The sequence below is a fragment of the Paenibacillus zeirhizosphaerae genome, from assembly GCF_030705605.1.
Classification (GTDB): Bacteria; Bacillota; Bacilli; order Paenibacillales; family Paenibacillaceae; genus Paenibacillus; species Paenibacillus zeirhizosphaerae.
This window is the reverse complement of record NZ_JAPCKK010000030.1, coordinates 125,091-151,062: the sequence shown is the minus strand read 5'-3', so window position 1 is coordinate 151,062 and position 25,972 is coordinate 125,091. Positions and strand designations below refer to the sequence as shown.

The window sequence follows — 25,972 nt, the reverse complement described above, 5'->3', positions numbered from 1 at the left end:
CAGGGTACAACATAGTCATTTACGACATAAAAAAAGCAGACCCTTAAAGGTCTGCTAAACCGGATTTATACGTTTTGTTCACCATCATACGTGGCAATCAATTTATACAAATCAGGGCGGCGATCTCGGAAAATGCCCCACTCGATCCGACCGGTTTCCAGCTCGTCCAGATCAAATTCCGCTGTCAGCACAGCCTGCTCTGTCCGGCCGGCTTCAGCAACCTTTTGCCCCTGTGGACCGGCGATAAAAGAGGAACCGTAGAACGTAATTTTCGATTCGTCATCCTCTTCCACACCAATCCGGTTGGAGGCTACAACAGGCATCAGGTTGGCTGCCGCATGTCCAAGCATGACGGTCTGCCAGTGATCCTTCGAATCAATGGACGAATCCTGCGGCTCGGAACCGATCGCGGTTGGGTAGAACAGGATTTCTGCTCCCATCAGCGCCATGACTCTGGCCGCTTCCGGGTACCATTGGTCCCAGCAGATGCCTACCCCGATCTTAGCGTAGCGGGTATTCCACACCTTGAAGCCGGTGTCACCAGGGTTGAAGTAAAATTTCTCTTCATAACCGGGACCGTCAGGAATATGACTTTTACGGTATTTGCCAAGCACTTCCCCGTCTGCATCGATCACAGCCAGAGAATTGTAGCGCGCATAGTTTTTCTTCTCGTAAAAGCTGATCGGCAGTACTACATTTAATTCTTTAGCTATCTTTCTGAAATGGCTGATCGCTTTGTTGGCCTCCAGTTCCGTAGCCAAGGCAAAATAGTCGGATTTCTCCTTCTGGCAGAAATACGGCGTTTCAAACAGCTCCTGCAGCAAAATAATTTGCGCGCCCTGCGCCGCCGCTTCTCTTACCAGCGTTTCGGCTTTGGCTATATTCTCGTCAACGTTGGCTGAACAGTTCATTTGTGTAGCCGCCACTTTTACCTTTCTCAACGTCCATCCCCCTCTGCATAGGTCGCTAAAACGATATTTGACAATCGGTTAAGCCGTTCCGGCTGCCGGCATTTGCTGTGTTGTACAGTGCACATTTCCGCCTTCTGTGATGACGGCCATGCCATCCACCGTGCGGATTTTCCGGTTAGGAAAGGCCTCGGACAGGCGCTGTGCAGCCTCACGGTCGGTTGCTTCCGCATCGCCGCCAAAGACCGGCAGGATGATTCCGCCGTTAACAAAGTAAAAATTAATATAGCTCAACGTTAAACGGCTATCCTCATGCATTCTTTGCGGAGGCTGCTGAATTGTTATGATTTCCAGCTTTCTCCCCTGTGCATCCGTCGCCTGCCGCAAAATCTCCAGGTTCTCTTGGGAAATCTCGTAATTCTCATCCGAAGGATCATCGCATACCTGGATAATAACCTTGCCCGGTGCGGCAAAACAGGCGATATTATCGACATGGCCATCCGTCTCGTCCCCGCTTAATCCTCTTTTCAGCCAGATGATTTCGCTGACACCTGTATATTGGCACAGGTATTGTTCAATATCTTCCTTCGAAAGCTCCGGATTCCGGTTCGGGTTCAGGAGGCATTCCTCCGTAGTGATCAATGTCCCTTCCCCGTCTACATGAATGGAGCCGCCTTCCATCACAAGAGGAGCATCGAAACGCGAAATATTGAAGGTCTCAAGAATACGGGGTGCTACCTGATCGTCCAGATCCCAAGGCGCATACTTCCCACCCCACGCGTTGAACTTCCAGTTGATTCCCGCCAGCTCGCCCTTATCATTCTTCACAAAGGTCGGTCCATTATCACGCAGCCAGGCGTCGCTGTGCTCAACCGGCAGCAGTTCGACCTGCGGGCCAAAATTATACTTTCGTACGGCTTCCAAATCCACCGGGTTGACAACGACGGTCACAGGCTCAAATTCGGCCATGGCACGCACAATCTCCGCATAACCGTCACATACCGCGCTATGGGTGTCTGGATACACCATGGACTCGCGCACAGGCCAGGATATAAATGTTCTTTCATGCCGAGCCCATTCAGGTGGCATGGTATAGTTTAATGGGGCAGAATTCATAGGTTTCTAGGCTCGCTTTACTATAGAATGGGGTCCCCGCAGCGCAGGCACCTAAAACATAATACAATAAGTTGCCCTTTGACTCAATCAACTAAGATTAGATTACCCAATTGCCTTTGCGGAAAACAGGCTCGATGCTTCCGTCCTGAAGCTCTCCATCGATATCAAGCTCGGCGGACCCGATCATAAAATCGACATGCGTCAGGCTAACATTGCAGCCGCGCTGCAGCAGCTCTTCATTGGTCATTTGTGTACCATTGGCAATATTGGTTGGATAAGCACTGCCCAAAGCCAAGTGACAGGAGGCATTCTCATCAACGCCTGTATTGTAGAAAATCCGGTTCAAATTCGAAATCGGTGAATCATGAGGAACCAAGGCAACCTCACCCAAATAGCTGGCTCCCTCGTCCGTGGCGAGCAAATTCTGCAGATGCTCTTCTCCCGACTCAGCCGTGAACTCTGTCACCTTCCCATCCTTAAAGGTAAACCGGATGCGCTCCACAAGCTGACCGTTCAGATTCAGCGGCATGGTGCTGGTCACATATCCGTTCACGCCGTCCCGCTTGGGCATCGTGAATACCTCTTCTGTCGGCATGTTATGCACCACATAGGTACCCTGCTGGGTCTGGCTTGCCCCTCCGCTCCAGATATGCCCTTCAACCAATTGGATGTGCAAATCCGTGCCCGGAGCGCGGTAATGGAGACTCTTGTATCTTTTGCCGTTGAGTTTTTCGTACGAATCCTTGAGACGCCCCAAGTGCTCGTGCCAATTCTGTACAGCATCACCGCCGTCAACACGATTCATTTTGAAAATGGTGTCCCACATCACGCGGATACGATCCGTCTCGGGGATATCGGCAAATACTTTGTCAGCCCAAGCTCTAGTCGGCGCTTTAATCAAGCACCAACTGATTTTACTATTGCGTGTATAGTTGGAATATGTACGTCTTGCCTGAGCCATCGCTTTCGTGGAACGGGCAACCTTCTGCGAATCGATGCCTTTATACAGCTCCGGGTCAGGCACCTTAATGAACAGAGTTGCTCCCCCCTCTTCGGCAAACTTCTCCAGCATTTCCGCCTTCCATACCGGATAATAATCAAGAGTGCTGTCATCCGCATGTTCATAACGGCTGCGGACGATCTGCTCGTCTTCAAAGTCAACCTGCACGTATTTTGCCCCGGCCTGATAAGCCTTTTGCACGATCAACCGTGTTAATTCCACCGTTTCCAGTGGCGAAGTTACGATCAGCACCTGGCCAGGCTGGATATTGACGCCAACCTTCACGACCAGTTCTGCATATTGTTCAAGCAATTTGTCAAAATCCTTCATTTCTCTGTACACACTCCTGAATTAAAAATAAAAACTGCCGCTTTCCATCATACGCCTGTAGCGCAAAGCTTGCAAAGGATTGCCACAAAACAGAAACCGCCCCCCATAATATGGTTGATGGTTGGAGATGAATTGATTACTATTTTACTATGTTAAGAAACGAAAGGGGTTCTTGCTCGTGTGGCTTATTTTTGCTCTGCTTTCCGCCGTATGCTTCGGACTGCGCGGAATTTTGTACCATTGGACCAGCCAGCAAGGTCTCCAGCGAAATCTAATGCTGTGCGGCACTTTTTTTATGGGCGCCTTGATCAGTCTGGTCTGCAGTCTTGTATTGAGACAGGATTGGACTGCTTCGGCCATGGTCGGCATCCAGATGGGATTGTTCTCCTTTGCCGCCAACGCGAGCCTTTTCCAGGGATTCAAGGTCGGCAAGGCCTCCGTGGTTGCCGTTTTAACAGCGCTTCCAGCAGTGCTGGTGGTCATTAGCGCTTATTTTATTTGGGGTGAAAGACTGAATCTGACGCAGTTGATCGCATTTATGATCATCATCTGCGGTGTGCTGCTGGTCAGATATTCCAATGATATTTCACTGCAGAACCTGCAGGGGGCCCAATGGGGCTTGATTGCACTGGTGCTGTTTGCCGGAAATGATTTAACTGGCAAGTGGTCTACTCTGCTTGAAGCACCTATGTTCCCGACTCTGACCTACATGTTTTTTACCGGTACGCTCTGCTTTGGAGTCGGAAGCTTAATGGATTACCGGAAGCAAGCTGCCAAACAGGTTACCGTGTCCGGTCAAAAGGCTGCCTGGTCTGCCCAAAACACCTTCCTTCTCGGAATGGGCATCGGCATCACCAATACAGTCGGCATGATCATGATCCTGACCGCCTTTGATTACGGCAAAGCCGGTCTTGTGTCGGCCGTTGCCGCTCTCAATGTCGTCATCATCCTGCTATATACACGCTTTGTCGTGCAAGACCGGTTCACCAGACTGGAGACAGCCGGTTTGGTCACCGCGTTTGCAGGTATTTTAGTCATGCGGTTATTCGGAAGTTAAGTGTATTAGCTGGCAGAATATTTTAAGGGACTGGTGATATAACGCTCCTTATTCTCTATTACATAATCAAGGAAGCACCTGACGGCCATGGATGCCTGGCTTTTATTTTTGATGGCCATGCCTATTTTCCTTGAAAAGCCCGGTTGCGTTTCTTTGGCAACAATATGGTATGGATTCCGCTTTAAGACAAGCTCAGCCAGTATGCTAATGCCAAGTTCGTTCTCCACCATGGACATGATCGTGTAATCATCCTCCGAGCGGTATTCGATCCGGGGCTTCATATGATTTTTGCGGAACATGTCCAGCACTTCTTTTTTAGTGCCTTCATCAAGCAAGATGACGGGTTCATGCTCAAAAAGCTGCAAGGGCACATGCTCATAATTGGCATATGCATGACCTGCGGGGAGAATCGCCAGCATCCTATCTTCAAAGATCGGGATGACCTCGAACTCTTTGGATGTGGGCTGGACAACAAAACCGATATCGACCGTCCCATCTGCAATCCATTGCTCGATTTCACGATAATCACCTTGCAGCAGCTCAAACCGGATATTCGGACGCTTTTCTTTAAAATCCTTAAGGATGGGCGGCAGCAGATGGCAGGAGACGCTGGAAAAAGCGCCGATGCGGATCAGACCGCTTTCGATGCCTAGCAATTCAAACACTTTATCCGACAGCTCATGGTGAGCACTGCTCAAACTCCGTATATACGGCAGTAATTGTTCCCCGTCCGAGGTGAGCCACACCCCGGCATGGCTCCTGTTGAGCAGCTTAATGCCAAGCTCATTTTCCAGGGAGTGGATGATTTGGCTGACTGCAGATTGGGAATAGTTGCAGTATTCCGCTGCCCGTGACAGACTTCCGAGCTCTACTACCTTTACAAACACCTCGTATTTAGATCTTTTCATCAGACACCCTCATAAGAATATGTAATACTCAGAATCATATATATTCACTTCTCTTATATACTACCTTTGGCTAAGATGGGATTCAAGACGCTGCAATTATTTTAGTAAAAGTGCGTGTTCAAAAAGTCAGGTTTTCAGCACCGAAGCCTATGCTTCCGAAGTGCGTTTTTTCAAAACGCTGGAGTTGGATGAAGCTGGGACTGAGGAGCGGAGCGTACTTTTGGGTACGTGAGCACCTGAAATGTTTCCGCAGGAAACATGCTTCGGAAGCATCCACTTAGGCCCGGCTGAATTCAAGATTCGATGTCGAGTCCGCTTCTTGACTTCCTCCGTGATCAAAAGATGACTTTTTGAACTACCTCTAAAAGGTGGACATCATGACTCAGAAGAAAGCGAACTGGATTTTAGTAACGGTATCCTTGGCTTGGGGGTTATCGTATTTGTTGATGAAGCTGGGCGTGCAGGGAATTCCCCCCTTCAACATGACAGCACTCCGATGCGGAATTGCCTTCCTTGTGACTGCTCTTGTCTTTTTCCCGAAAATCAGGAAGGTTGACGCCAGGACGTTAAAGTACAGTTGCATATCCGGCGCATTATTATGTGGCCTTTTTACCGGCTTGCTGTATGGGCTGCAAAGCACAACCGCTTCCTCCGCAGGTTTCCTGACCAGCACCACGGTGATCATAGTCCCTATCCTGCTGGCCTTCATCACCCGCAAGCTGCCCAACCACAAAATCGTCCTCGGTGTGATCGTCGTATTGGCCGGGCTGTTATTGCTGACAAGCAGCAATCGGTTTGCTTTGGATATCGGCTCCGTGTATTGTCTGGCCGCCGCGCTGCTGTATGCCATTCATATTATCGTTTCAAACCGGTTTGTGCGTGAGGTGGATTCGCTGCAATTGGGCATTTATCAGCTTGGATTTGCGGCGCTGTTCGGTTTGGCTGGAATGCTGATTTTCGAACAACCCGTGCTGCCCTCCACCTCCGTTCATTGGGTCGCCGTGCTCGGTCTGGCCCTGGTTTGCAGTGCGTATGGTTTTGTCATGCAATCTATTGCACAGAAGCACACCACCCCTGAAAGTGTAGGCTTTCTGTTCTCCCTTGAGCCGGTGTTCTCGGCCATATTCGCTTTTGCTTTCCTGAATGAGATCATGGGGCCGCAAGGTTATGTTGGTGCCGGGCTTATTCTATTGGGAGTGTTCATCGCAAATCAGCGGGCAAGTTCAGCCGGTGCTCCAGCGCAGGCTCATACAGGTTGAAGGTTGAAACAAATAAACCAAACAGCGCGCACTGATAGAAATTCGGTGCGCGCTGGAAGCTTGACCTTTTTTATTCAACAAACCTCCCACATGACATACTAAAAGTACGTTTACCCTTCGGTAAGTGGATATAGCGTAGAAGTTTCCTTCATGCAAGCAGGAAATCAGCTTCAAGATTCCGTTCAAGCAATGATCCCACTCGTTGAGCCATGAAGGAAGGAGAATGAGGCTTTTCATTCTTGAACCACCATTCCACCACCCCTACGATAGCCGCTCCTAAAAATTGAATGTCAACATCCTCACCGTCAGTTAATCCTTGCTTGCTCCCTGCAGGCATATCGTTCTCTTCATTCTTTAACTTTTGGAGGAAAAACTCAAGGAATCGATTGCGGAAAAAAGTGTCCCCTTTACTCGCTAGTATTGCAGAGAAGAATAAATAATGACTCTCAAAATACTCGAACCATAACAACCCCGTATCTATATAATCGGCGTCATCGCCGGCCGAGTCGCAGAGCTTCCGCATCTCGTCAATATGTTCTTCGATGAGCTTATCCAGCAGATCAAGTTTGTCCATGTAGTGAAGATAGATCGTTCTTCGACTAACATCTGCCCTATCGGAAATATCTTGTATCGTAATCTGATCAAATTTTTTTTCAATCATCAGTTCAATAAAAGCCATTTTTATTGCTTTTTGGGATTTGCGTATCCTTCGATCCATCGTTAACACTTGAGAATCACCCGCTTTCCTGAAAATAAATACACAATTATAAAGGATTTGTGAACTAATGCGCGGAATCTGCCTTTTTAATAATTGTAGACTTGCTATTTCTGTTTACAATTATACATAGCTGCTTCTTAATACACTAATGTGTATTTTATGTACCCATATACGGATGAAGTTAATTATAATCACCTATCGGAGGGGAACATTTCAATGAAAATTGCGATTATTGGAGCAACAGGGGCAACTGGAAGGAAAGTGATGGAGCGGGCACTTGAATTGGGACATGAGGTTGTAGCCGTGGTTCGCCGGCCGGAAGTCATTACTCCCGCAGAGCGGCTCAGCACCCGGCAGGGGGATGTGTTCGACGCGCCAAGTATTGCCAAAGCCATTGCCGGTACAGATGTGGTAATCAGTTGCATAGGTCCGACCAGTAACTTCTCGCCGGGTACCGCCATGTCGAAGGGGATCCTGAATGTTCTGGCGGCAAACTTGTCACCTGGCACCGTCATGTCGGAGGGAATCCCGAATATTCTTGCGGCCTGCCAGCGTGCTGGAGTTAAGCGCCTAGTCATGCAGAGCGGCATTGGTTTGAGCGACGGGAAGGAGCTTTCCACGGGCAATCGGTGGGCGTTAAGCATTCATCGCCGCATCTTCTCGAAGGCGATCAAGGATAAGGCTATTGCCGAGCACGCGGTGCAGCGGAGCGATCTGGATTGGGTCATTGTACGACCGCCGGGGCTGAGTAACGCGGCTGCCACTCTGAACTATACAGCAGGTCCGTCAGCACGCACCGCTCCGTTCCGGCCGCTACCCTTCGCAGACTGCGCCGACAGCCTTGTGCGAGCGGCGACGAGTGAGCCAACGTGGGGCAGGAAGATCGTTAATGTTGGACGATAAACTGACAGCAAATTTCCACCGTTGCAGATCATAACAGCCCACTTATTCCCAATAACAAAAAGCAATCGCCGATCCCCTGCAATTTATATTTGGGGTCCCGCCAACAAAACGCGAAAAACTTAGGATGACTTTCCAGAAAGTGTGGAACTGCCGGTTGGCCACGTGGAGAGCGCTTGTTCAGCAACAGCCTCTAACATGTCGCGACTGAAACCGGCCTTGGCTTGAACAGCCATACCGTGGGTCACTGCCATCACGAATACAGCTAACACAGCAGAATTAGCAGTCTCCGGCAGATCTCCCTCCTGTTTTGCCCGTTCGAAGCGATCACGCAGCGCCACCTCTCCGTCCGCACGCGCATCAATCAAGGCACGTCGAATAGGTTCAGCATCGTCCGAGCCGGCCAAGGCACCGTGGATTCCTAGACATCCCTTACGATCCGGGTAACGGGTATGCAGTGCAACTGCACTGTGGAGGATGTGTGCGGCCACCTCCCGCGAGGTCGGCTGCTCCAGCGCCGCCGGGAAGAAATTCAGATAGTGCTCGTAATAGCGCGCCAGCGCGCGGCGGAACAAAGCTTCCTTGTTGCCAAACGCCGAGTAGAGCGCGGGTCGTTCGACACCCGTGGCCTGCGTCAGGTCGGTGTACGACGCACCCTCGTAGCCTTTGCGCCAAAACACGCTAAGTGCCGCTTCCAGTGCCTGATCCACATCAAACTCGCGGTTACGTCCCATCCGTCAGACACCTCGCCTTCATGTCGAATTTTCAAACTATGTATTATCATAACACACGTTACGGATCGCTGCCAATCCATCGGGCAAGGGCCTGCAAGTCCATGCAATTGACCGTTGACAGTGCGCACCGAATTGTGTAACATTCGTTACTGTAATGATCGTTATGAAAAATCGCCAATTCCGGCGAGGGCGTTCGGTCACGTACAAAGAGATGCTTTATCATGCAGAAATCATTGGAGGAGGTTATTTTCATGCAAAAATCATTAAAGGGCAAGGTTGTCCTCATTACGGGTGGCTCACGCGGCCTTGGTGCCGTTATAGCTGAAACGTTTGCCGATCATGGAGCGGATGTTGCGATCAGCTACGCGGCTTCGACCGAAAAGGCAGAGGCTGTCGTGGAGAAGCTGAAGGCCAAGGGTGTTCGTGCATTAGCAATTAGAAGCGACCAAGCGGACCTTTCTTCCGCCAAGCCCCTGATTGACTCGGTGATTGCCGAATTCGGCAAGCTCGACATCCTCGTGAACAACGCCGCCATCGCGATCCAGGGTCAGATGGTAGATGATACCAGCTTAGATGAAGAAAAATACAATCGGCAGTGGCAGGTCAATGTCATGGGATCGATCGCCAATACTCGCGCGGCGGCACCCAAACTAACAGACGGTGGCCGCATTATTTTTATCGGCTCTTTGCTCGGCGAACGCGTGCCTTTAAAAGGGGTCGCCGACTACGCCGGAACGAAGGCGGCGATCGCTGGATACGCGAGAGGCATCGCGCGCGACCTCGGCCCCCGCAATATCACTGTGAATGTCGTGCAGCCGGGTGCCATGCCCACAGACATGAACAAAGATGTGGCTGATCATCTTCCACCCCTTGAAGCCTTCCTGGACATGCATTCGATCCGTCGTTTTGCAACCCTTGAAGAGGTAGCAGAGACTGTCTGCTTCCTCGCCGGACCACATGGGGGCTACATCACCGGTGAGACGATCAATGTGGCCGGTGGTGTCGGAATCTGAAGCCGCCCGGAGTAATAAATACGCAATTAAAGGAGAACATATATGACCAGGAAATTCGGTGCAAAGTCAACTGCCGATCAGGTGCTTTCCGGCGTTGATCTTAAGGGAAAGCGATTTCTCATTACAGGTGTATCCTCAGGCATTGGCCTTGAAACCGCCCGCTCACTGGCCTCTCATGGCGCCAGCGTCGTCGGCACGGTCAGAGACCTCGCCAAAGCCGAAGCGACCACTGCAACGGCCCTTGACGCTGCGGCGCAAGGAGGCGGAAGCCTAGAGTTGATCGAGCTTGATCTCGCATCCTTGCAAAGCGTTCGCGCCTGCGCGGATAGACTGTTGGCCAACGGTCAGCGGTTCGACGCCATCATCGCCAACGCTGGCATCATGGCAACCCCGTTCGGCCGGACAGTCGACGGCTTCGAAGTCCAGTTTGGGACGAACTATCTTGGTCATTTCGCTTTGATCCATCGGATCGAGCCGCTGCTCGCCGATAACGGGCGCTTGGTAGTGCTGTCGTCCCAAGCCCATCGCGCCGCCGATGTTGACTTGGACGATCCGAATTTCGAGCAGCAGGCATACGATCCTTTTGTCGCTTATGGACGATCGAAAACGGCCACTTCTCTCTTCGCAGTGGAATTCGATAAGCGGCATCGCAATCGTGGCATTCGAGCTGCTTCGGTGATGCCCGGCAATAGTCTTACCAATCTCCCGCGCCATTTCTTGCAAGAAGACTTGCAAGGTCTTTTCGAGACCGTTGGCAAAGCTCGCGCCGAAGCGGGTCTTCCGCCAGCGGAGCTCAAAGAAATCGCGCAGGCAGCCGCAACGTCGGTCTGGGCCGCCGTCGTGGCTGACAAAGACGAAATTGGCGGACGTTATCTCGAAGATTGCGCGGTCGCGCCGATCGATGACACACCCAACCCGTTTGCCGACGGCGTAAGGTCGTATGCGCTCGACGCTAACAAAGCCGAACGGCTTTGGGCGAAAAGCGAGGAATGGATAATCACTGCGTCGTGAAGGTTGTCGCACACACGGTAAGTTGATCGCCTTGATTTACTGAATGCGCTGACGGTCCATTCTCACATTATTTTGGTGGCGATCCCCCCTATTTCAGCAAAAAAGTGAAGAACAGGAGCAGCTTCCCCTGTTCTTCACTTTTTCCACTTCATAACAGTCATCTCAATTTCAGCCCCGCGAAGGGCTCTGCCGTTTTCTTCTGGCAAGTGCAACTGTCATCGGTATGATAAACATCGTATAAAACCCGAGCGCATACATGGACAAGGATTCTTATCATCCGGATTATTTCCTCGACGCCTGCAAAGTGCTGATTGAGGGACAGCTTTCGTAAATCAGAGCAGAGTATTAAGCATTACCGCCACCTGTTGAACTCTAACGGATAACCGTTCAATTAGGGGCTGTTCCATAAGTAACTTTTTTTGTGAAAAAAGGACGGTCAGTGGAATCGAAAATCAAAAAAACGGACCGGGCCAGAGTACTGCGATTTCCGGTTGTTCTTTTTAAGTTGGGGGATGCACAAAAGCAGCGGAGAGGACGAAGCAATTTCGGAAAAGCGGAGCGTTCACCTTTGGCCCGAAGGGTCAATAGTGATTGGAGGAATGCTTCGTTCTCGGAGCGTCTCCCCATGCACGAAAAGAGTGCCCCGGTCAAGAGCCTTTGGGGACACCCTCTTACTTTTGGGCAAAAATCGTGATGGACATTCAAGCAGGAATCAGCCAGCATTCCAACTCCGCCACTCCAATGGGGAACTATCCTGGAAATGGAAAAAAACAGTTGCCTCTTTTCATGATTTATAATAATGTTAATTCGTAAATAAATTTGTATATCACTATACATACGGAGGGATGATTCATAATGAAACAAAGTAAAAAAACGGCTTTGCTTTTGTTATCCTGCCTGACCGCAGCCGGCAGCAGTATTGTCAATGAGACTGCCTCTGCCTCCCCTGCTGCTGTAACAACTGCTGATTCAGCGCCCACTATTGAAAGCGTTCACAAAAAATCCGATGTGATTCCCGCCTTTTCCGAGGTCACTGTTCACGATCCCTCTGTCATTAAAAGCGGTGATGCCTTTTACCTCTTCGGCTCCCATCTGGCCTCCGCCAAAACAAAGGATCTTATGAACTGGCAGCAAATCTCCACGGTCGTAGACAACAATAATCCGCTCATCCCCAATGTCTTCGAGGAGCTGCGCGAAACGTTCGAATGGGCGCAAAGCAATACGTTATGGGCTGCTGACGTCATCCAGCTGAAGGACGGGAAATACTACATGTATTACAATGCCTGCAAAGGGGATTCGCCAAGATCAGCGATGGGTATTGCCGTCGCTGATCGCCCGGAGGGACCCTACAAGGATACAGGCATTATTTTAAAGTCTGGCATGTGGGACGAGATCAGTGAAGACGGCACGATTTATGATGCGACCATTCACCCGAATGTCGTCGACCCGGACGTTTTTTTCGATAAGAATGGCAAGCTGTGGATGGTGTACGGATCGTATTCTGGCGGCATTTTTATTATGGAAATGAACCCGAAGACCGGCAAGCCGCTTCCCGGCCAAGGCTATGGTAAAAAGCTGCTGGGAGGCAACCATAGCCGCATAGAAGCACCTTATATCGTGTATAATCCGAAAACCGACTATTATTACCTGTATTTGTCCTTTGGCGGATTGGATGCAGTTGGAGGTTATAACATCAGGGTTGCACGCTCCAAAAATCCGGACGGGCCTTATGTAGATTCGGCAGGCAAGGATATGATCAACGCCAAAGGTGCGGACGGCACCTTGTTCGATGACGCCTCCATTGCCCCTTACGGGACCAAGCTTGCTGGCAACTTTGAATTTACCGCCCTGGATGGGGAGGAATACACGGACCAGGGTTATGTCTCTCCAGGGCATAATTCCGTATATGTGGACCCGAAGAAAGGCGAAACGTTCATCTTCTTCCATACCCGCTTCCCTGGACGGGGTGAAGAGCATCAGGTTCGGGTCCATAGAGTCATGATGAATGAAGACGGATGGCCGGTGATAGCCCCCCACCGCTATGCAGGTGAGACAGAAGCCTCTGTTCAGCCCAAAGAAATTCCCGGTGTCTACAAATATGTGAATCACGGCAAGGACATATCGGCAGACATCAAACCTTCCGCTGCCATTGCACTGAACAAGGACGGTAAAGTCACAGGGGCTGTGTCAGGAACCTGGAAAAAGAACAACAAGAACAGTATAACTCTTACACTAAACGGGACGACCTATAAAGGAAAGCTGTTGCGTCAATGGGACAACGGCGCTCAAAGCTACGTCCCGACCTTCTCGGCCCTGTCCGGAGACGGTACGGCTGTCTGGGGAAGCCAATCAGCCGAGTAAGTGAACGGCTTAATACGAAACGGATCTGTTTCCACTTTGGGTGGAGTACAGATCCGTTTTTCGCTTATCAAACTTCTTGTAAAAAGAGTGGAATTGCTATTTCATGCCGACCGATCTTCTGATGATCAGCTCTGTTCCCATATAAATTAGTTTTTCTTTGCTTGAAGGCGACTCGATCAGCTCCAGAATATGTGACGCTCCGGCCGCACTGATCTGTTCAATCGGTCTCTTAACCGTCGTTAGCGGCGGAGTCATGTATTGAGAATATCCGATATCATCAAAGCCGACGATTGACATATCCTCCGGCACCCTCATTCTCTGCTCGAACACGGCGTTTATAGCGCCTATGGCCATATCGTCATTGGAGCAAAAAACTGCAGTAGGCGGTTCCGCCAGTGCGAGCAGCCTCTTCATCGCCCTGCTTCCGCTTTCTGTATCATACTGGCCCGCCACCATGTATTCGTTATGAATCGGTAGCTGATGCTCAACTAACGCTTTCACGAAACCATCCCTTCTGCGCTGTGAAGACTTGAATCCTTCCCGGCCTTCAATTAAAGCCAAACGCGTATGGCCACATGTTATAAGGTACGAAGCGGCATGATAAGCACCTTCCGCATCATTCGAAATGATGTTTACGATTCCCTCGCCTGCAACTTGACGATTCAGCACAACCAGCGGAATGCCCTGCTGCAGCACATGATCGATAAAAGGATTATCTTCTTCGCTCTGGCTCATCAATATAATGCCGTCAAAGCGTCTGCGATGGATGGAAGAAAAATCGTCGAACTCATCGATTCCGCGCACAAACAGGTTAAAATGCGTATCAATGACAGAGTTCACTCCCCTGATCGTGTCCGCAAAAAAGCTGGAGGACGTCCCCCGCGAAATGCTGGTGAAGAATAATCCAATCGTATGTGAGCGCTGCATGACGAGGCTTTTGGCATTGTAATTGGGGGTATAATTTAGCTGCTCGGCCAGCTCCAGAATTTTGCGTTTGGTCTCTTCCTTGATCAATGGACTGTTGTTCAGCGCCCTGGATACTGTTGTGTGAGACACATTCGCCAATTTGGCTATATCTTTAATTGTGGCTGCCATATTCGCACCTTCTTTGCCGTTCGTATTAGCGTCTATCACAACAATACCATATCAGAGGCTCTCTCAAAAGCGCAGATGGAGATTTGATTCAGATACCTTCCATCTTATTAAATTGCACCTGCATCCCTTGCCGAATAGAACGACGGGAAAATCGGTCGATAATTTAATTCTTCTCTGATCCGTGTTGTATCGACGATCTGGTCCCATGGATGAAAATCCTGTTGCAGCGCTTCTGACGAAACTTCACTATTATGAAGCTGTAACAATTCCGCAACGGCGATTGGCGCATCGTCGGCAACATTGTAGATTCGGCCATCAATACCTGGTGTGGAAGCTGCGAGCAGCAGGGCTTGAGCTACATCCGCATGGTGTGCCATATGCATTCGTTTGGCTGGGTTCCAATTACGCAATAACGGCAGAAATTCTGTGATATGGGGATCACGCTCACCATAGACAAATGGAAGCCGTAAAATGCGCAACCCTAATCCCTGTTCGCGATGAAGCCGCAGCAGCGCCGCTTCGGCATCGGCTTTGGATTGAGGATAAGGATGATAGGCAGGCCTCAACTCGTCATCTTCACGGTTTGGTCTCGCATGATCCCCCGCACCGTATACATTATTGGTGCTGGAAAAAACAAACCTCGGCATATCCGCCTGTAACGCAGCGCGAGCTAAAGCTATGCTGCCATCGACATTTGATATTCTGGTGGTATTCTCATCTACACCACGGAACTGTGCTGCCAAATGAATCACAGCATCCGTGCCCCGGAGAGCGTCAACATAACTTTCTGCTTGCAAAAGATCACCTTCCACAACTTCAGCCCCTTGCTGGTGAAGCCAGCCCGCCTTTGCAGCGTCTCTAACCAACACTTTAACGTGATAACCCCGCTGTAACATACGCGGAACAAAATGGCTTCCTACTTTTCCTGTGGCACCTGTTACAAAAATGTTCATTTTTCAAATCCTCCTAAGTTTTTGTAGAAGCTATATTGGCAGTATAATAGAACGCATAAGTAGCAACCTTCCTGCGTTTATCGTACGATTGGAAGTGTCAGGGTAAGGAGGAGTTATCCATGGAAGAGATGTCTTCCAGCATGTCGTTAGGTGATTTTTTGCGTTCGCGGCGAGAACGTCTTACTCCAGCAGATGTAGGGTTAATATCCTATGGACGACGACGAACTCCGGGGCTTCGAAGGGAAGAAGTGGCTCAGCTTGCCCATATCGGAACATCCTGGTACACCTCTTTGGAACAAGGCAGAGATGTCAATCCATCAGAGGATGTACTGAATAACATAGCAAAAGCGCTGCGATTGACCGAGGATGAACGCCACCATCTCCATCTTCTTGCAAGACCGGTCCAACAGAAAGAGGTAGAAAATCAGCAATTAAATGCAGGCTTGGAACGGATGATCAGGGCTCTTGAGCCGAATCCGGCATTCGTGATCGGAAGATACTGGGATTTACTATTCTGGAACAAAGCAGCCGAGTTCGTTTTTCAATTCCCATCATTTTCAAATCATGCGCAGCACAGACCCAATTATATGAGACTCTTTCTGACGGACACCACGCTGGGAGCAGGCATAAAGGATTGGGAAGCCAAAAGACAAATCATGATTGCACGCTTTCGTGCGGATTATGGGCACTTCCCTAACGATCCGGGATTCAAGGAGCTTATTGGGGAATTTATGCAGACCAGCCAGTTGTTTCGCGAGAGCTGGCCGATGCATGACGTTCAGGTCGTAACCGATTGCCACAAACGGTGGTACGATCCTCATATCGGAGAGATGGAGTTTGAACATGTGACCCTGCAGCCGCCGACCAATCCGGATCTGAAGATCATGATCTATACTGCTTCAACGGATACGGCTGAGCGTTTGCAAAGTTTAATAAGCACTCAGGAGCATGGATAAATCACTTGGTTTATCCATGGAAAAAAAGGTCAAGAACGAGGGGATTTCTACCCGTCCTTGACCTTTTATTACATCATCTGCAGATCAGGAGCTGCAGCCTTCGCATTCATAGTACTGATTGGTGGCATCCAGCGTTTTAAGCAGATTGCCTACCACAACATCGTCCATCTCCACAAACTCCAGATCAGCGATGCGCTCATGAACGGCCGCTTTGGCCTGCTCCTCGGTTTCAGCCACCCAGCTAAATTCACCCTTGAAGCCGGTGGATTTCAATTCATATTCAAAAAGATAACGAGTCATCCTGGTTTCCCTCCTATGTACTAATTTATAGTAAGCATCTTTTTTTCTTACTTTCAACAAGATACACGGAAACGGCACATTCTGCAACAATACTAATTCCACATTTTCCTCCCGAACTTGCTCTAAATCGTGCAGCAAGTCGTTTTCGTTGACTCCCGTTAGATTTTTCCCCTTCAATATAAATTCACTCATTGCTCGTCCCCTTTTAAATTCATTCCCCCGAACACTTCAATCATCACCATTGCTCCAAGTCGAAAACCTTCCGTATACGCGGCAGATGAGTATATGGATGTCGATTGCCCTAACAAATCGATTAAATTCTCCAACTCATCGTACTCCTCCCGCGAAAGCTTCTTGTGATAGGAATCAATTAACGTAGAAATCTTTCGGTTAAGGCTGAGATATTCAGAATTTACAGGTTGTAAGCTTTCGTTAGGTCTGAGGTTTCCATAGAACAGCTTTTCCAAAACAATGCTCATAATTTTCCTCCTATACACTGCAGATTAAACCCCGGACACGGGGTCCCTCTGCAGTATCATACATCATCAGATCACAGCACATTGTGTTTTAGCGGTATAATCACTAAAAATGTTTTTATATCCTTAATGCGGAGGAAGTCCAAATGCAGTATAACAAAAATATGAAATTTCTATATCGGACAATGTTTTACGTTGGCAAACCAAATTACACATTGCAAACCCCGTCATTGCAGCTATTATCACCTTGGGATTCGTCCTTGAATTCCTGTTTTTGGAGTTTATTTTCTTCATCCCAGATCGTATTCAGAGCATTTAAAAAAACTTCCTCAGACTGAGCGCCTGAAATGATGTACTTATTATTAAACACGAAGGTAGGTACGCTTGAAATATTCAACTTTCTAGCCTCGGCGATGTCTGCTTTGACCGCATCTTTATGCGCATCAGATGTAAGCATTTTCGCTACATCCTGCTCATTAAGCCCCGCCTCGCTACCTAAGGAAACAAGTACGTTGTGGTCGGCGATATCCATGCGTTGCGAAAGGTAAGCGCGAAACAGACTTTCTGTTAACTCTGCTCCCTTTCCCTCTTCGGCTGCAAAATGAACCAACCGATGACCATCAAACGTATTAGCGATCACAACTTGATCATAACCGACATCGAGTCCGGCTTCTTTTTTAATCATATTGGCTACTTGTCCTTGCTTGATTTTCAATTGCTCAACTGTCATTCCCTTTTCCCGGGCAAGTTGTTCGGTACTAAGTGTTCTGTTCTCTGCGTCAGGATCGAGTTGATAACTGCGATATACAACATCTACTTTATCTTTCATCGTAAACATGCCCAGTGCATTCTCAAGTTTTCTTTTACCTATTACACAGAAGGGACATCCAAAATCCGACCAAACCTCTATTTTCATCATCAATTCCTCCAATGATCTAATAATAATTCTATTCTTGATTCGACGAATCGTACCTTCAGACTCAAAGCTCTCTCATATACATGTTCTGATCCTGCAATCGAATCAGTACTTTGCCAAAACGTCCGTCCTCCTGGATGATGACAAATGTAGCAAATATCCCATTGACGTTGTTTTCGAACTGAACGCCTTGGCCTTAGGGTCAAAAGAGCGGGTAGGATCCATTCCTTTTCATCCTGTCGATTTTCAAATCGGATTCGTCTTTCCACACTTTTTCCCATATGGCTGCATTAAAAAAATCGTTCATGAGTATTCTCCACCATCCCTTATGATTAATGAATTACCCTAAACGAACGGGCTAATTCATCCAGCCGACTGTTCTTGCTCCGGCGATTTCCCTTTACGAAGAAAGAGACTGAGCACAAGCGCGACGAGCGCGATGATGACGCCGAACCAGAATGCGTTGTTGATGCCGAATGCGAGCCCATTCGCCATTTCCTCCGGAGCCTGCGGATTGCTTGCACCGCTCAAATACTGCTTCTGCCCGCTCGACATAATACTGATATATAGGGCAGTGCCGATTGCGCCTGACACCTGCTGCAGTGTATTCAAGATCGCTGTCCCATGCGGGTGCAGATGGTTGGGCAACTGGTTAAGTCCAGCCGTCTGTGCAGGCATCATGACTAGCGCGATGCCAATCATCAGCGCGATGTGAATGGTTACGAGGAAGCCGGTGCTCGTCGTTTCGTCGAATCGGGTGAATTGCCATAATGAGATAACAGCGATGACCAATCCCGGGATGACCAGAACGCGCGGCCCAAATTTGTCAAACAGCTTGCCTGAGACCGGGGCCATGAACCCATTGATGATTCCTCCAGGAAGAAGAATCAAACCGGACTTGAATGCCGTTACCATGAGCACGCCTTGCATGAACATCGGAAGCATGATGGCCGATGAGAAGAAGGTCATCATAAGCACAAACAGCAGCACGGCGACAAGTGCAAATGTCGGATATTTAAATGCGCGTAAATCCATGACAGGCTGCTCCAATACGAGCTGCCTCCAAACGAACAGCAACAACGCAACGCTACCCGCCGTGATCGTCCAGATGACTGCGGGTTCTGACCAACCGTGTTCACCGGCACTGCTGAACCCATAAACGATTCCACCAAAGCCGATCGTCGACAACACGATAGATAAAAAATCTACGCGCGGTTTGGTGACTTCCGACACATTCTTCAACACAGCGGCTCCGATCATAACGGAGAGCAGCGCAAATGGTATTACGAGGTAAAACAACCAGCGCCACGAAAGTCCGTCAACGATCAAACCCGATACGGTCGGGCCAATCGCCGGCGCGAACATCACGACGAGCCCTAACGTCCCCATCGCTCCCCCCCGCTTTTCCGGCGGATAAATGGCCATGATGACGTTCATGACAAGCGGCAGCAGCATGCCGGTCCCGATCGCCTGAATAATCCGCCCGATGAGCAGCACGCTGAATGTCGGCGACACCGCTGCGATCACTGTACCCACAAAGAACAGGCTCATCGCGGATAGAAAAATTTTCCTGGTCGTGAACCATTGCTGTAAGATTGCCGTCACCGGAACAAGCACGCCAACGACGAGCATGAAGGCCGTGGAAAGCCACTGGACCGTTGCCGCAGACACCTCAAATGATTTCATCAATTCGGGAAGGGCATTCCCCATCAACGTTTCGTTCAAAGCGGCGACGAACAGGCCGATAATCAGGGCAAACATGATCGGGCCGCGCTTGATATTATTTAAATTACTCATCCTTTTTCACCCCAAGCCTCTGTATTTAACTCGTTATTGATGACCGCAGCGACAAATGCGCCCATCGAGGCAGCAGCTATGGCCTGATGCATTCGCGATGCTGCATCCCCGGCGCTATAGACGCCCGGAACATTCGTTTTTCCGAAGTCATCGACGACGACAGCCCCCCATTCCGTGATATGGCATCCGATCTTTCGCGGTAAGTCCGATCCTGTAACCAACTCCGGTTTGAAAAAGATCCCTGTGCATGGGACCGTCGACCCGTCTTCAAGAACGACTTGCTGCACGCTCCCGTCGCTGGAGTCAATGTGCCGGATCGGCGAGTCGAACAGAGGCACTTGATTCTGCCGGAGCTCCTCGCGCTCGGCATCCGTCAATTCATCAGGGCCATTCGTGCAAACGGCAAAACGGTCCGTCCATCCGGATATGAGGGGAGCAAAATGCATAAGCTCAGCCCCCTTCATAATGATGACAAGCGGCTGATCCCTTAATTCCCAGCCGTCGCAATACGGGCATACAAAAGCGCTTTTTCCATATACCTCCTGTAGTCCCGGAATGTCGAGCGGCTCATCTTTCATGCCAACAGCGAACAGAACTTTTTTACTTGCAAAAGTTTGTCCTTGCGCAGTCTCAATCTGAAACTGACCGTCAGTTCCCGTGATCACCACTGCGGTGTCCGCTACGAAGGATACGGAAGGATAGGCACTAATCTCTTCCTTCGCAATTCGCCGAAACTCACGCGGCGTAATTCCGTCACGGGTAAGAAATCCATGGACCTCACGAGTTACCATGTTGCGTGGACGACCTTCATCGATGATCATCACCTTTTTCCTTGCCCTTCCGAGTACCAAGGCGGCGTTCAACCCAGCTGGTCCGCCACCAATAATGGTTACATCTAAAAGTTGATTTGTCATTTCCATAGTTTTTAAATACCTCCATAAAAGATCTATATTATCCATGATTAATGCACAAGAAGCGCATCACTTCTTGTTTGCCTCATGGGTACAACGCTTGAAAGCTTCATCCAGTACCGACTGGAGCGTGTGTTCCCGCAAGTATTGGTGTAGCTGCTGTTCCGCGCCGTCCATAACTTTTTCAATCAAACATACGTTTTTTCCCAGACGTTTCCGATCCCGCTGTGCGGCCCCCTCTTCCGCTAAGAACTGATGCTGCTGCGAACTCGTATTCGAGCATTCGAATAGATGCTGTCTTCCTTCAATCACTTGAATTACATCAAGGAACGTAATTTGATCCGCCGGCCGTGCAAGTTCGTAACCGCCGTTCACGCCTGGCATAGCTCGTACGATTCCATCCTGCCTCAGCTTAGACATAATTTTGGATAAATAGCTTTCGGAAACGCCAAGTGCCCCGGATAATTCCTTGATTCCGACGTTGTTGCAACGCTCCGAGTATCCTAGATGAATTAAGGCGTGTAGGGCATAATCACTGCTTTTGGAGAATTGCAAGTGTTCCTCCCCCTTTCTCATTATGGACCTTCGATGTCCATAATAAAAGATTTAACTCCAAATTGCAATACCATTTTCTGATTCGCTTCCAGTTTACAGTTGCCCACCCAACTTGATGACGGCACCCATCTGGCCGTTGATCTCGCGGAACTCAAAGTTGGGCAGCTAGTCGAGCGTCCAGATGCATATTCCTTCTTTTCGATAATTTGCAAGCCCCATATTGCGGAGCAACCGAAGATGGTGGGAAGCCGTCGCTATGCTCGATCCGATAATATTGGCGACATCACACACACATCATTCGCCTTCCTGGCACAAAGCAAACGCAACTTTCATTCGGGTATCATCCGCTAATACCTTAAAAATCTTGGCTATATTTTGTGTATTCGTCACAGAAAGATTTGATTGTTCCGAAACTGTACACAAAAAGATCCAATTCCCGAAATGGAATTGGATCTTGCCGCATTTGAAAATGTATCTGTTTGTCAAACAACCCTGCACAAGGAGCGAATGCCCTTCAGCTCTTTCAGAAGTTCAGCAGCAATGAGCTCCGACGTGCGATGATTCGCTTCTTCCGTCAATCCAGCCACGTGCGGCGTAATGACGCAACTGTCCAGAGACAGCAGCGGATGATCGGGCGGTGGCGGTTCCACGGACAGCACATCAAGCATGGCCCCGGCAATCCGCCTGTGCAGCAGCGCCTCATACAACGCCTGCTCGTCAACTACGCCGCCCCGTGATGTATTGATCAAATACGCATGCGGCTGCATCTGTTCGATCGCCGCTTTATTGATGAGTCCCTTCGTATCAGGTAAGAGCGGAATATGAAGGCTTACACAATCAGAGCTTTGCAGCACTTCTTCCATAGAAGCAAGCCGGATGCCGGATTCGGCAGCCGCAAAATCATAGCCGGACAATCGAGGATCACTGCCGATCACCTTCATGCCGAGCGCTTTGGCCCGCACGGCTGTGCGGTGGCCGATCTCGCCAATCCCGATGAGGCCCAGCGTTTTGCCTGCAATCTCATGGCCACCAAACCGCTTGCGGTCCCAGCCTCCCGCCTTCACATCCTCGGAAGCCACAAGCAGCGGACGTGTAAACGTAAAGATGGCTGCTATCACATATTCTGCTACAGACGACGCATTGGCGTTTTTCGCGCTGATGACCGCGATATTCCGTCGCTTGGCTTCATGCACATCGATATTGTCCAGCCCGACACCGAGCCGGCCGATGGCCACCGTTTTCACCATTTTCGCTAGTAGGGGGACATCCACTCTTGTCTGATTACGTACGATTAAAGCGTCTGCGGTGATTACTGCGTCCTCCAGCCGCCCCCGGTCAGCCCAGAGCCCTGGATCATAAACCAGCTCATTTCCGCTGCTTTGCAGCATCTCCAGACCAGAGTCGGCTATATGTTCTGCGATGACGATCTTCATTGCGCTGGCCCTCCTTTTATTTCCGGAGCCCCAGTTTTGACGCCAGCTCCGTGTAATATTCCGTTTCTTTCTGCAAAAATGGATTATATTCCGTCTGATTTAAATAAGAGGGCTGAAGCTTCAGAGCCTCCAGTTTGGCTATAAAATCGGGATCCTCCGCCAACTCGGCAAGCGCTTCGTCCCATTTTTGCACGATTTCACCCGGTGTCCCTTTGGCCATGCTTACACCCGTCCACCAAAACGCCGACAGATTCTCCACTCCTTGTTCCTTCGCTGTTGGCACATCTGGAAAATACGGGCTTCTGTTCTCACCTGAGACAGCCAGTATTTTGAGCTTTCCAGCCTCGGCCATAGCGGATACTTCACTTACCGGATGTACAGCCAACACCGCATTGCCGCCTGCCACCAGCGGAATCGATTCCGCCGTACCTTTAGTAACGATCATGCGAGTTTTGGATATGTCCACACCGATTTCATTCAACCACTCCGCAACCGCAAAGGAGGAGAAGCCGGATACGCCGGAGGTCGTCCATGTCAATTGATCCGGATTCGCTTTCACCCAATTGGAAAATGCTTTGAAATCCTGCCACTGTGCATCCCCTTTCACCGTAAACGCCGGGACATCCTGTACGATCCGGGACACAAAAATCTGATCCTCCTGCTTGACAGGCGGATTCGTGTACCCGGCCGTCATCATGGAACCAAGCGACACCACATTGGCCATCACCGTATATCCGTCCGGCTGCGCTTGATTCAGCGCATATTGCGCTCCTGTCGCACCTCCACCTCCCGGCTTGTTGACTACGTTGACAGGCTGGCCCCATTTCTCGCTCAGCTTCTCCGCAACCGCTCTGGCTACAAGATCTACGCCCCCGCCTGCCGCATAGGGAACCACATATTCAATGGCTCTGTCCGGATAACGGTCTGCACTGCCTGCCGCGTTTTGTGTCCCTGCTGCTGTCTGCTTACTCTGCTGTCCTGAACCACAACCGGCTACAGCCAGGGTTACCGTCAGCAGGCCTGCCAATAGGAATCCGTATTTTCCCATCCTCGATGCGCTTTTCTTCATGTTCCCGCTCTCCTTTAACAAGTTGATTTCATCGAATTCCTATCCTTGGGGATGTCAAAAATCCAAAGCCTCCGCACCCTCCTCCTTCACTCTCCTTCTCGTTCGCCCGGCCAGCCAGGTGGATACCAGAAACAGAACAGCCGCTATTAAAAGAAAGGCAAGCGTTATGGGACGGGTGACAAAAATAGCAAAGCTGCCGCCGGACATGGACATCGTCTGCGTGAACGATTGTTCCATCAGCGGACCGAGAATAAAGCACAGAATGAGCGGCATCACCGGCCAGTCGAACTTATGCATAAAATAACCCAGCACCCCAAAAACGACAGCTACGCCCACGTCAAAGAGATTGTTGCGCACCGTATAGGCCCCGATAATACTAAGCATTAGAATGATCGGAGCCATGATGCCAAAGGGTACACGGGTCAAGCGCGCCCACAACCCGACGAGCGGCAGGTTCAGGAGCAGAAGCGCAATGTTGCCGATCACCATGCTGGCAATTACCGTCCAAATGAACCCGCCTTTTTGCTCAAATAAGAGCGGACCGGGAGCCACCCCGTAAATCATCAATCCGGCCAGCAGCACGGCAAGGGGCGGCGATGAAGGGATACCCAGTGCAAAGAGCGGGATAAAGCCGGCTGAGCTGGTGGCATTGTTGGCTGCTTCCGGTGCTGCCACCCCCTCAATCGCTCCACGCCCAAACAAATGGCGTCTTCTGGAAAACTTTTTAACCACATCATAGGACAGAAATGAAGTTACGGCCGCAGATGTTCCAGGCAGAAGCCCCATGACAAAACCGATGATACTACCCGCTGCGATGGCTCCTGAGCTCTGGCGCAGATCACTTCGTGTAGGATAGACGCTGCCGATCCGGTCGGATGAAACGGCTGTTTTCTTCTCTTCCATGCTTCTTAGAACCTCGGTAATGGCAAACAATCCGATAATGATGCTGATCATCTCGAAACCACCGGAAAGGCTGCTGGATCCGAACGTAAACCGGAACATACCTGTTGAGCTGCCCAAGCCAACCATGGAAAGAAGAAAACCGAACAGCCCCATAATCAACGACTTTAGCAGTGATCCGCCCGTTAAACCCGATGTTATCGCGAGCGCCAGCAGCATCACGCTAAACAACTCTGGAGGTCCAAGTTTAATGGCCTGTTCTGCCAGAATCGGCGCAAAAAAGACCAGCCCCAATACACCGATAATGCCTGCAATAAAGGAAGAAATGGCTGCGATGCCGAGAGCCGGCCCGCCTCTTCCTTGAACCGCCAACGGATAACCGTCAAGACAGGTCGGCACGGATGAAGCTTCACCCGGAATGTTCAGCAGGATGGCTGTCGTGGAGCCTCCATACATCGCGCCATAATAAATACCGGCCAGCATAATAATCGCCTGGGCGGGATCAAGCACTGTTGTGAGCGGCAGCAGAATAGCGATAGCAGATGTGGGACCAAGCCCTGGCAATACACCTACAAACGTACCGATCAGCGCCCCGATGGCTGCCATCAGCAGGTTCATGGGTGTAAGCGCGTCGATAAAGCCATATGCAAGCGCGGTTGCAGATTCGATCATAAGCTCACCCCCATCCAATTGGCGGCAGGTAATGGTGTCATGAGCCAAACGATAAAAATGAGGTACATCGCTCCCGTCAGAAGAACAGCCGCCAGCACAGCCCACACCCAACGCATGGACCCGATCATACGAAACAGCAGCAATGAGCACACCAAGGTTGAGGCTGTATATCCGGCGATGGTCATCAGGAGAAGATATACAATAAGCAGGGCAGGAACAGCGGCCAGCACAACAGCCTTTCTCCCTTTGGGAAACAATTTGATGCTTGCATGTGCAGCACCGCCTCTCACGGTTAACGCAATACCGGATAATACAAGTCCGATTCCAATCATAAAAGGAAATATATGATCTCCGTTCCACAACCCCGCTCTATATTGAAACAGCTTGACTGCTTCCATCAAGGCTACACCGCCAATAACTACGGTCAAAGCTCCGGCTGTCCGGTCCGCTTTCTTGCTGATCATCCTCTCTCATCCCTTCCCCCATGAACATATGCAGACAAAAAAAGACACTGGAAAGAAGAGGGCATACATCAGCCCTTATCTCGCAGTGTCTCCGGTTTGTCCGGTCGAACTTTAATTCCTATATTTTTCATGTGATTAATATGTTTATCATGTTAACAGT

The 25,972-nt window shown here is 49.9% G+C and carries 25 protein-coding genes and 1 pseudogene; 7 read left to right on the top strand and 19 right to left on the bottom strand.

Translation table 11 applies throughout. The features are described 5' to 3' along the window. Window positions 1-65: 65 nt before the first annotated feature. The 3 genes from aguB to OIN60_RS18615 form a co-directional block, all read right to left on the bottom strand. Window positions 66-941 (bottom strand): N-carbamoylputrescine amidase, encoded by an 876-nt coding sequence (gene aguB, locus OIN60_RS18625; RefSeq protein ID WP_305756367.1) that lies wholly within the window; start codon window positions 939-941, stop codon window positions 66-68. Window positions 942-989: 48 nt separating this feature from the next. Next, window positions 990-2,024 (bottom strand): agmatine deiminase family protein, encoded by a 1,035-nt coding sequence (locus tag OIN60_RS18620; protein WP_305756366.1) that lies wholly within the window; start codon window positions 2,022-2,024, stop codon window positions 990-992. A 97-nt stretch (window positions 2,025-2,121) separates the two neighbouring features. After that, complete coding sequence (locus OIN60_RS18615; protein WP_305756365.1) at window positions 2,122-3,354, bottom strand: aminopeptidase; 1,233 nt, start codon at window positions 3,352-3,354, stop codon at window positions 2,122-2,124. A 178-nt stretch (window positions 3,355-3,532) separates the two neighbouring features. Between OIN60_RS18615 and OIN60_RS18610 the strand changes: the two genes are divergently transcribed. Continuing rightward, on the top strand, window positions 3,533-4,411 hold the full coding sequence (locus OIN60_RS18610; RefSeq protein ID WP_305756364.1) for a DMT family transporter: 879 nt from the start codon (window positions 3,533-3,535) through the stop codon (window positions 4,409-4,411). Between the two features lie 5 nt (window positions 4,412-4,416). Here OIN60_RS18610 and OIN60_RS18605 read toward each other — a convergent pair whose 3' ends face one another. Then, entirely contained in the window at window positions 4,417-5,319 is a 903-nt protein-coding gene (locus OIN60_RS18605; protein WP_305756363.1) for a LysR family transcriptional regulator, read from the bottom strand. Between the two features lie 377 nt (window positions 5,320-5,696). Between OIN60_RS18605 and OIN60_RS18600 the strand changes: the two genes are divergently transcribed. After that, window positions 5,697-6,578 carry a DMT family transporter gene (locus OIN60_RS18600; protein ID WP_305756362.1) on the top strand — a complete coding sequence of 294 codons (882 nt, stop codon included), beginning with the start codon at window positions 5,697-5,699 and terminating at the stop codon, window positions 6,576-6,578. Window positions 6,579-6,726: 148 nt separating this feature from the next. Here OIN60_RS18600 and OIN60_RS18595 read toward each other — a convergent pair whose 3' ends face one another. Next, entirely contained in the window at window positions 6,727-7,305 is a 579-nt protein-coding gene (locus tag OIN60_RS18595; protein ID WP_305756361.1) for a TetR/AcrR family transcriptional regulator, read from the bottom strand. Window positions 7,306-7,512: 207 nt separating this feature from the next. Here OIN60_RS18595 and OIN60_RS18590 point away from each other — a divergent pair, with 207 nt between their 5' ends. Next, complete coding sequence (locus OIN60_RS18590; RefSeq protein WP_305756360.1) at window positions 7,513-8,199, top strand: NAD(P)-dependent oxidoreductase; 687 nt, start codon at window positions 7,513-7,515, stop codon at window positions 8,197-8,199. 119 nt (window positions 8,200-8,318) lie between these two features. Here the strand turns inward: OIN60_RS18590 and OIN60_RS18585 are convergent, their stop codons facing one another. After that, complete coding sequence (locus OIN60_RS18585; RefSeq protein ID WP_305756359.1) at window positions 8,319-8,930, bottom strand: TetR/AcrR family transcriptional regulator; 612 nt, start codon at window positions 8,928-8,930, stop codon at window positions 8,319-8,321. A gap of 221 nt (window positions 8,931-9,151) precedes the next feature. Here OIN60_RS18585 and OIN60_RS18580 point away from each other — a divergent pair, with 221 nt between their 5' ends. The 3 genes from OIN60_RS18580 to abnB all read left to right on the top strand — a co-directional run bounded on the left by OIN60_RS18580 (window position 9,152) and on the right by abnB (window position 13,315). Further along, window positions 9,152-9,943 carry an SDR family NAD(P)-dependent oxidoreductase gene (locus tag OIN60_RS18580; protein WP_305756358.1) on the top strand — a complete coding sequence of 264 codons (792 nt, stop codon included), beginning with the start codon at window positions 9,152-9,154 and terminating at the stop codon, window positions 9,941-9,943. A 42-nt stretch (window positions 9,944-9,985) separates the two neighbouring features. Further along, window positions 9,986-10,954, top strand: coding sequence for an SDR family NAD(P)-dependent oxidoreductase (locus OIN60_RS18575; RefSeq protein WP_305756357.1), 969 nt, complete (start codon window positions 9,986-9,988; stop codon window positions 10,952-10,954). An 855-nt stretch (window positions 10,955-11,809) separates the two neighbouring features. Beyond that, window positions 11,810-13,315: an arabinan endo-1,5-alpha-L-arabinosidase AbnB gene (gene abnB, locus OIN60_RS18570; RefSeq protein ID WP_305756356.1), complete on the top strand. Its 1,506-nt coding sequence runs from the start codon at window positions 11,810-11,812 to the stop codon at window positions 13,313-13,315. A gap of 96 nt (window positions 13,316-13,411) precedes the next feature. Here abnB and OIN60_RS18565 read toward each other — a convergent pair whose 3' ends face one another. Both OIN60_RS18565 and OIN60_RS18560 read right to left on the bottom strand, forming a co-directional pair. Further along, window positions 13,412-14,410: a LacI family DNA-binding transcriptional regulator gene (locus OIN60_RS18565; protein ID WP_305756355.1), complete on the bottom strand. Its 999-nt coding sequence runs from the start codon at window positions 14,408-14,410 to the stop codon at window positions 13,412-13,414. Between the two features lie 107 nt (window positions 14,411-14,517). Next, window positions 14,518-15,363 (bottom strand): NAD-dependent epimerase/dehydratase family protein, encoded by an 846-nt coding sequence (locus OIN60_RS18560; protein WP_305756354.1) that lies wholly within the window; start codon window positions 15,361-15,363, stop codon window positions 14,518-14,520. A 119-nt stretch (window positions 15,364-15,482) separates the two neighbouring features. On the opposite strand from OIN60_RS18560, the gene OIN60_RS18555 reads away from it, so the two are divergent. Beyond that, window positions 15,483-16,319, top strand: coding sequence for a helix-turn-helix transcriptional regulator (locus OIN60_RS18555; protein WP_305756353.1), 837 nt, complete (start codon window positions 15,483-15,485; stop codon window positions 16,317-16,319). An 84-nt stretch (window positions 16,320-16,403) separates the two neighbouring features. Here the strand turns inward: OIN60_RS18555 and OIN60_RS18550 are convergent, their stop codons facing one another. From OIN60_RS18550 to OIN60_RS18500, 11 genes and pseudogenes are all read right to left on the bottom strand, one after another. Next, a complete protein-coding gene (locus tag OIN60_RS18550; RefSeq protein WP_305756352.1) occupies window positions 16,404-16,619 on the bottom strand; it encodes a hypothetical protein in 216 nt (71 codons plus the stop codon). A gap of 188 nt (window positions 16,620-16,807) precedes the next feature. Beyond that, window positions 16,808-17,098 (bottom strand): DUF6809 family protein, encoded by a 291-nt coding sequence (locus OIN60_RS18545; RefSeq protein ID WP_305756351.1) that lies wholly within the window; start codon window positions 17,096-17,098, stop codon window positions 16,808-16,810. Window positions 17,099-17,303: 205 nt separating this feature from the next. Further along, complete coding sequence (locus OIN60_RS18540; protein ID WP_305756350.1) at window positions 17,304-18,014, bottom strand: DsbA family oxidoreductase; 711 nt, start codon at window positions 18,012-18,014, stop codon at window positions 17,304-17,306. A 360-nt stretch (window positions 18,015-18,374) separates the two neighbouring features. After that, the gene (locus OIN60_RS18535) at window positions 18,375-19,808 is read right to left on the bottom strand and encodes an MDR family MFS transporter (RefSeq protein ID WP_305756349.1); all 1,434 of its coding nucleotides are present in this window, start codon (window positions 19,806-19,808) and stop codon (window positions 18,375-18,377) included. Further along, on the bottom strand, window positions 19,805-20,722 hold the full coding sequence (locus OIN60_RS18530; protein WP_305756483.1) for an NAD(P)/FAD-dependent oxidoreductase: 918 nt from the start codon (window positions 20,720-20,722) through the stop codon (window positions 19,805-19,807). Before OIN60_RS18530 ends, OIN60_RS18535 begins: the two co-directional genes overlap by 4 nt. A gap of 66 nt (window positions 20,723-20,788) precedes the next feature. Then, window positions 20,789-21,274 carry an RrF2 family transcriptional regulator gene (locus OIN60_RS18525; RefSeq protein ID WP_305756348.1) on the bottom strand — a complete coding sequence of 162 codons (486 nt, stop codon included), beginning with the start codon at window positions 21,272-21,274 and terminating at the stop codon, window positions 20,789-20,791. 177 nt (window positions 21,275-21,451) lie between these two features. Further along, window positions 21,452-21,664, bottom strand: a pseudogene (locus OIN60_RS18520) (ArsR/SmtB family transcription factor); the annotation flags it as partial. 92 nt (window positions 21,665-21,756) lie between these two features. Further along, entirely contained in the window at window positions 21,757-22,707 is a 951-nt protein-coding gene (locus OIN60_RS18515; protein WP_305756347.1) for a hydroxyacid dehydrogenase, read from the bottom strand. 16 nt (window positions 22,708-22,723) lie between these two features. After that, complete coding sequence (locus OIN60_RS18510) at window positions 22,724-23,776, bottom strand: tripartite tricarboxylate transporter substrate binding protein (protein WP_305756346.1); 1,053 nt, start codon at window positions 23,774-23,776, stop codon at window positions 22,724-22,726. A gap of 54 nt (window positions 23,777-23,830) precedes the next feature. Continuing rightward, on the bottom strand, window positions 23,831-25,348 hold the full coding sequence (locus tag OIN60_RS18505) for a tripartite tricarboxylate transporter permease (protein ID WP_305756345.1): 1,518 nt from the start codon (window positions 25,346-25,348) through the stop codon (window positions 23,831-23,833). Then, the gene (locus OIN60_RS18500; RefSeq protein WP_305756344.1) at window positions 25,345-25,812 is read right to left on the bottom strand and encodes a tripartite tricarboxylate transporter TctB family protein; all 468 of its coding nucleotides are present in this window, start codon (window positions 25,810-25,812) and stop codon (window positions 25,345-25,347) included. The genes OIN60_RS18505 and OIN60_RS18500 overlap by 4 nt, the downstream gene beginning before the upstream one ends. Window positions 25,813-25,972 lie beyond the last annotated feature (160 nt).